We start from the raw sequence: 4,777 nt of genomic DNA, 5'->3' as shown, positions 1-4,777 counted from the left end.
GACCCCCCGCCCGGGCGGAGTCCGGCACGACCCTAAGGTGCATAGGGTTAATGCCGCGTTAGGATCGGGCGCGGCGGCAACGGACAGACACAATGCGTTCGAAAAGCCACACCCCGAGGCGGCGCCCGCCGCTCAAGCCGGTTGCGCCGCGCGCAGTTGCAGCAAGAGCAGCAGAGCCAGCAGCACCGCCGCCGACAGTCCGAGCGACCAGTGGATGCCGATCGCTGCGCCTGCTACCCCGACCGTGATGCCGCTGAAGGCCCGCATGCCCAGCCCCGCCATATTATACAGGCCGACCACTCGCCCGCGGATGTCGTGCGGCGCGTTCAGCTGCACCAGCGCCTGCGCCATCGTGTTGAAGGAGAGCTCGAAGAAGCCCGCGAAGAACAACAGCGCGATCGCGACCGGATAGATCGGCACCAGCGCGAAGCCGAGCAGCGCCACGCTCCACAGCATCGCGAGCGCGATCGCGGTGCGCGGCGTGCCCTTGAGCCGCCCCCAGGATTCCAGCGCGATGGCGGCGAGCACTGCGCCGGCCGCATCGGCCGCGAGCAGCACACTGTAGGAGACGCCGGGATCGCCATGACCGAGATCGCCGGCAAAGCCCGGCATCTGGGCGTGATAGGCATTGCCGATCATGAAGGAGGTCAGGCCGGCGAGCCACGTCATCGCCGTCAGCACCGGCTGGGTGCCGATCGCTCGGATGGTCAGCACGATGTCGGCAAGCCCGCGCACGGCGAAGCGCCGCGCCGCCGCGCTCCTGTCGCGCACCGGCGCCCAGAACAGCCAAAGCAGCATCGGCAGGTAGAACAGCGTGTTGAAGATGATGCCGTGCGAGGGGCCGAGCGTCAGCATGATGATCCCGCCCACCGCAGGCCCGACCAGGATGCCGAGATAGCGCGCCATCGCGTTCAGCCGCACCGCGCTGGGAAGATCCGCAGGCGCAACGAGGTCGTAGAGCAGGAGCTGGTTCGGCGTCTGCCAGAGCACGCCGGCGCAGCCATGGATCACCAGGAGCAGCATGGCGTGCCACATCTGGATCGTATCGGTGAGGAAGAAGAAGCCCCATCCGGCGGAGGCAATGATGAACAGCAGCATGCCGCACTGGATGATGCGGCGCGGATCGAACCGGTCGGCAAGCCCGCCCACCGCGACCGAGAACAAGAGGAACGGCAGCCAGTGCGACAGCACGGCGAAACCACCCAGCGTCGGCGACTGGAATTTCTGGAGCACCACCCAATAGCTGATCACATGCTCGATATTGTCCGCCATCATCGCCAGCACGTAAGAAGCGAACTGGAGACGGTACGGCACGGACTTCATCGCCGCAAACGATCCGGATGCGGCCACGGGATTTTGGGGGAGGGGATTCACGGGATGACCTGAGGTGAGACTCGTGGCGCCTTACACGTTCGCCGGTCGACGCTCAAGACAATTGGGTGTGGTTGAAGATCAGCCATGCTGGCTGGCCACATGCTCAGCCGTCATCCTGAGGTGCGAGCAAAGCGAGCCTCGAAGGATGAGTTGCAGGCGCCCGTGGCTAATCCTTCGAGGCTTCACCCTTGCGATGCGGTGCATCGCAAGGCTGGGACCTCAGGATGACGGTTGAGCTTGTGGCAGCAGACGCAAGCCGGGCCGTTCCGTCAGGTTGTGCGGCGTCCTGACATTCCACGCCAGCCCGACAGCCTCAAGCAATCGGATCAGCCACCAGCCGGGATCGACCTGTCCTGGCAACAGTCCAAGCTTGGCCGAGCCTGGATAGGCGTGATGGTTGTTGTGCCAGTTCTCGCCCATGCTGATCAGCGCGGCGAGGCGGACATTGTAGCCTTGGGCGGCGACGCCATCGACGCCCCAGGTCTGATCGCCGCTTGTGTGGGAGAAGTGCCCGACCAGCCAATGGCCGGTGACGCAGACGCTGACGCGCACGCAAATGCCCCAGACCAGCCAATCCAGTCCGCCGATTGCAAAGAAGAGGAGGGCCCACGGCAATTGCTGAAATGTCCATGTGCGTTCAATGAATGCATAGAATCGGTCACCGGCAAGCCGCGGTTCGAGCTGAAATCTCGGCGGATGGCGCAGCACCAGCCGGCAATGCAGTTGCCACCAGGCATCGCGCCAGAAGCCGGCGCCGTGGCGGGAATACTCATGGCACGTGGGCTGCCGCTGCGCCCAGTCGCGGAAATCGTGCAGACGGATCATGCCGAGCGGCCCGGCCATGCCGACGAGCGTGCCGAGATAGACGAAGAGATGTTCGAGCCAGAGCGGGCAGTCGTAGCTCGCATGGATCAGCTTGCGATGCATGCCGACGGAATGTCCGCAGCACAGCGTGACGGCACTGGTCGCGATGAAGAGAGCGAAGGCCTGCCAGGAGAAGGTGATCGGACCGAGCGCGATGGCCGCTGCGGTCATGCCCGCGAGCCACACCGATTTCGCCGGCGCCCATTGCACGGTGCCATCCAGCGGATCGGTGTCAGGCGTGACGACAATTCGTTCAGAGCCCGGTTGCAAATCCATGGTCTGATCCCGGCAGATGCTGGCGCACGTGCAACCTGCGGATACAACTGCCGCGTGTCAACGGGGGCGCTGCTATTTGCAATGTCGCGTACCTGTCATAGGCTGAGTGCGCCCGCATCATCAGAACACAACAAGCGGGCAGCGAGGAGGCACCATGGAGCAAATTCGCGTCTGCACCCACGCAGGGCCGGGCAGTGAACCCGTCATCCGCACCGTGCCGTGGCCGAAGGTCGGCTGCAAGGCCGCGCTGATCAGGGTCGGCGCCTGCGGGGTCTGCGGCACCGATCTGCATATCCTGAAAGGACATTGGCCGAAGCCGCTGCCGTGGCCGCGCCGTTCACATTGGGACACGAGATCGGCGGCGTCATCGTCGAATGCGGCGACGAATTCACCGAGGACTTCATGAGCAAGCCGCTTCAGGTCGGCTCGAAGGTGATGATCCCGCCGCTGATGCCCTGCGGCCATTGCTACCATTGCATCCCCTATCCGTAGCGGGGACCGGCGAGATAGTGTTCGGGACCGACCTTGATGACCTGTGCGAAGTCGAAATAGCGTCGTTCGATGTCTTCGAGATCGTTTGGAGATGCTACGCTGCGCCGGGCGTCGGCAAGGACGAGCTCTGCATGACGGTTGAGAACGTGCATGCGGGCCGTGTCCCGTTCGCAGCTGGCGACCTGGGTCAAGGCCCTCAGCAATTGGATCAGCACGGCCGGCGTTCCTGCTGCGCTCTGCCTGATCATATGGAACATGGTGTTCACAAGCTGATCGTACTGGATGCTCGGCACGTAGAGCGCGAGGCGCCCGCCCCGATGGAACACGCCGGTCGGCAGATGGCGCTGGCTCAGGCTGCAAAGGGTGGCGCCAAGCCGGTCAACAACACTGATCGCGGTATGGGGATCGTTGATTCCCGGCGAAAGCGCGCGCACGGCGACCTCAACGAGCTGTCGGACCGCGAAGCGCAAGTCCAAAGAGCTGTTACGCTCCTTCGCAATCACGCTTCGCTCCCGGATCGCCTCCTCGACGCCGTCCGGCGCAGGCTTGGTCAGAGCAATCGGCGCGCCCGGGGAAACGAAATCGCCGATGCCCACGAGCAGACGAATGACGCAGCCATGTTCGGCCGCCCAGGAGGCAAGGCCCTCATCGTCGATCCGCTCCAGATAACCGCGCCTCGTGTCGGTCACCATCCGCGCACCCAGCCAGAATTCAGCAGACGGTGGCTCGGTCTCGCGCTTGTCAACGGTCAACCGTTCAATCGCATCGTCCAGATCTTCCGTGACGAGCTCCAGCACCGTGTCGACATTGATGCGCGAGGCCATGTGACCGATGAAGTACACCATCGTACCGACGCAGGCGATGCCGAGCGCGATGCCGACGGTCAACCCCAAATGCGGGACGAAATTGCCCTCTTCCTCCGTACGAATACTCCTCAGGGCGATCAGCGCATAGCTGAAGGTTCCGAGCAAGACTCCGAGCGTAACCTGATTACCGCGATCACGCGTGAAGTTGTGCAGCAGCCGCGGGCCCATCTGGCCCGCCGCGAGCGACAGCGCGGCGATGGTGATGGAAAACACGGTGCCGGCGACCGTGATCGTGGACGAGGCGATTGCGCTGAGAAGACTTCGTGCACCGGCGGCTCCGCCGTCGTAAACCCAATGCTGGAGCAAGGCCTGCGGTAGCAGGTCGCCGTGGTCAAGCTGGACGAGGCCGTAGCCGCCGAAGAGTCCGAGCGCAACGAGCAAGCCCGGAATGGGCCAGAATGACCCAGCCAACCTGTCTGCCAAGGTGCGTAGCCGGACCAGCATGGCGGGTGTTTTTCGGGACTTTCGACGGAGATGATTTGAGTGAGTTCCATATCCAACAAAGCCGTTTGGCAATGGTTCCGCGTCAGCGCCTCATCGCCTCCGCAGCGACTGGTCCTCCCGTCTTGTCGTCGTCTTGCAGCCCGGACGAGCGCCGCGACAACCGGGGCCGCTGCCCCCGCATGTTGCTTTACTCGTGTGGCTACGAGACTGCTCGCTTGGCACCACCGCACATCTCACATACGCTTGTCGTCAGCCCGCACCAATCAATCATAACAGACGGGCAGCGAGGAACGCATCATGGAGCACATCCGCGTCTGCACCCACGCCGGTCCCGGCTCGGAGCCCGTCATCAAGACCGTGCCGTGGCCGAAGGTCGGCAGGAAGGCCGCGCTGATCAAGGTCGGCGCCTGCGGGGTCTGCGGCACCGATCTGCATATCCTGAAAGGACACTGGCCGAAGCC

The 4,777-nt window shown here is 64.0% G+C and carries 4 protein-coding genes and 1 pseudogene; 2 read left to right on the top strand and 3 right to left on the bottom strand.

The window, feature by feature from the left end; genetic code table 11:
• Nucleotides 1-132: 132 nt before the first annotated feature.
• Nucleotides 133-1,374, bottom strand: coding sequence for an MFS transporter (locus JHD07_RS33110; RefSeq protein ID WP_291629790.1), 1,242 nt, complete (start codon nucleotides 1,372-1,374; stop codon nucleotides 133-135).
• A 219-nt stretch (nucleotides 1,375-1,593) separates the two neighbouring features.
• Nucleotides 1,594-2,514 carry an acyl-CoA desaturase gene (locus tag JHD07_RS33105; RefSeq protein WP_291629789.1) on the bottom strand — a complete coding sequence of 307 codons (921 nt, stop codon included), beginning with the start codon at nucleotides 2,512-2,514 and terminating at the stop codon, nucleotides 1,594-1,596.
• Nucleotides 2,515-2,668: 154 nt separating this feature from the next.
• On the opposite strand from JHD07_RS33105, the pseudogene JHD07_RS33100 reads away from it, so the two are divergent.
• Nucleotides 2,669-3,003: pseudogene (locus JHD07_RS33100) on the top strand (alcohol dehydrogenase catalytic domain-containing protein); the annotation flags it as partial.
• On the opposite strand, the gene JHD07_RS33095 reads toward JHD07_RS33100, so the two are convergent.
• Nucleotides 2,997-4,316, bottom strand: coding sequence for a DUF2254 domain-containing protein (locus JHD07_RS33095; RefSeq protein WP_291629787.1), 1,320 nt, complete (start codon nucleotides 4,314-4,316; stop codon nucleotides 2,997-2,999). The pseudogene JHD07_RS33100 and the gene JHD07_RS33095 sit on opposite strands and share 7 nt — an antisense overlap.
• A gap of 297 nt (nucleotides 4,317-4,613) precedes the next feature.
• On the opposite strand from JHD07_RS33095, the gene JHD07_RS33090 reads away from it, so the two are divergent.
• On the top strand, nucleotides 4,614-4,777 hold a 164-nt coding region (locus JHD07_RS33090), incomplete at its 3' end, for an alcohol dehydrogenase catalytic domain-containing protein (protein ID WP_291629792.1).

The organism is Bradyrhizobium sp., assembly GCF_016462955.1.
Classification (GTDB): domain Bacteria; phylum Pseudomonadota; class Alphaproteobacteria; order Rhizobiales; family Xanthobacteraceae; genus Bradyrhizobium.
This window is presented reverse-complemented; position numbering and strand designations above follow the sequence as displayed.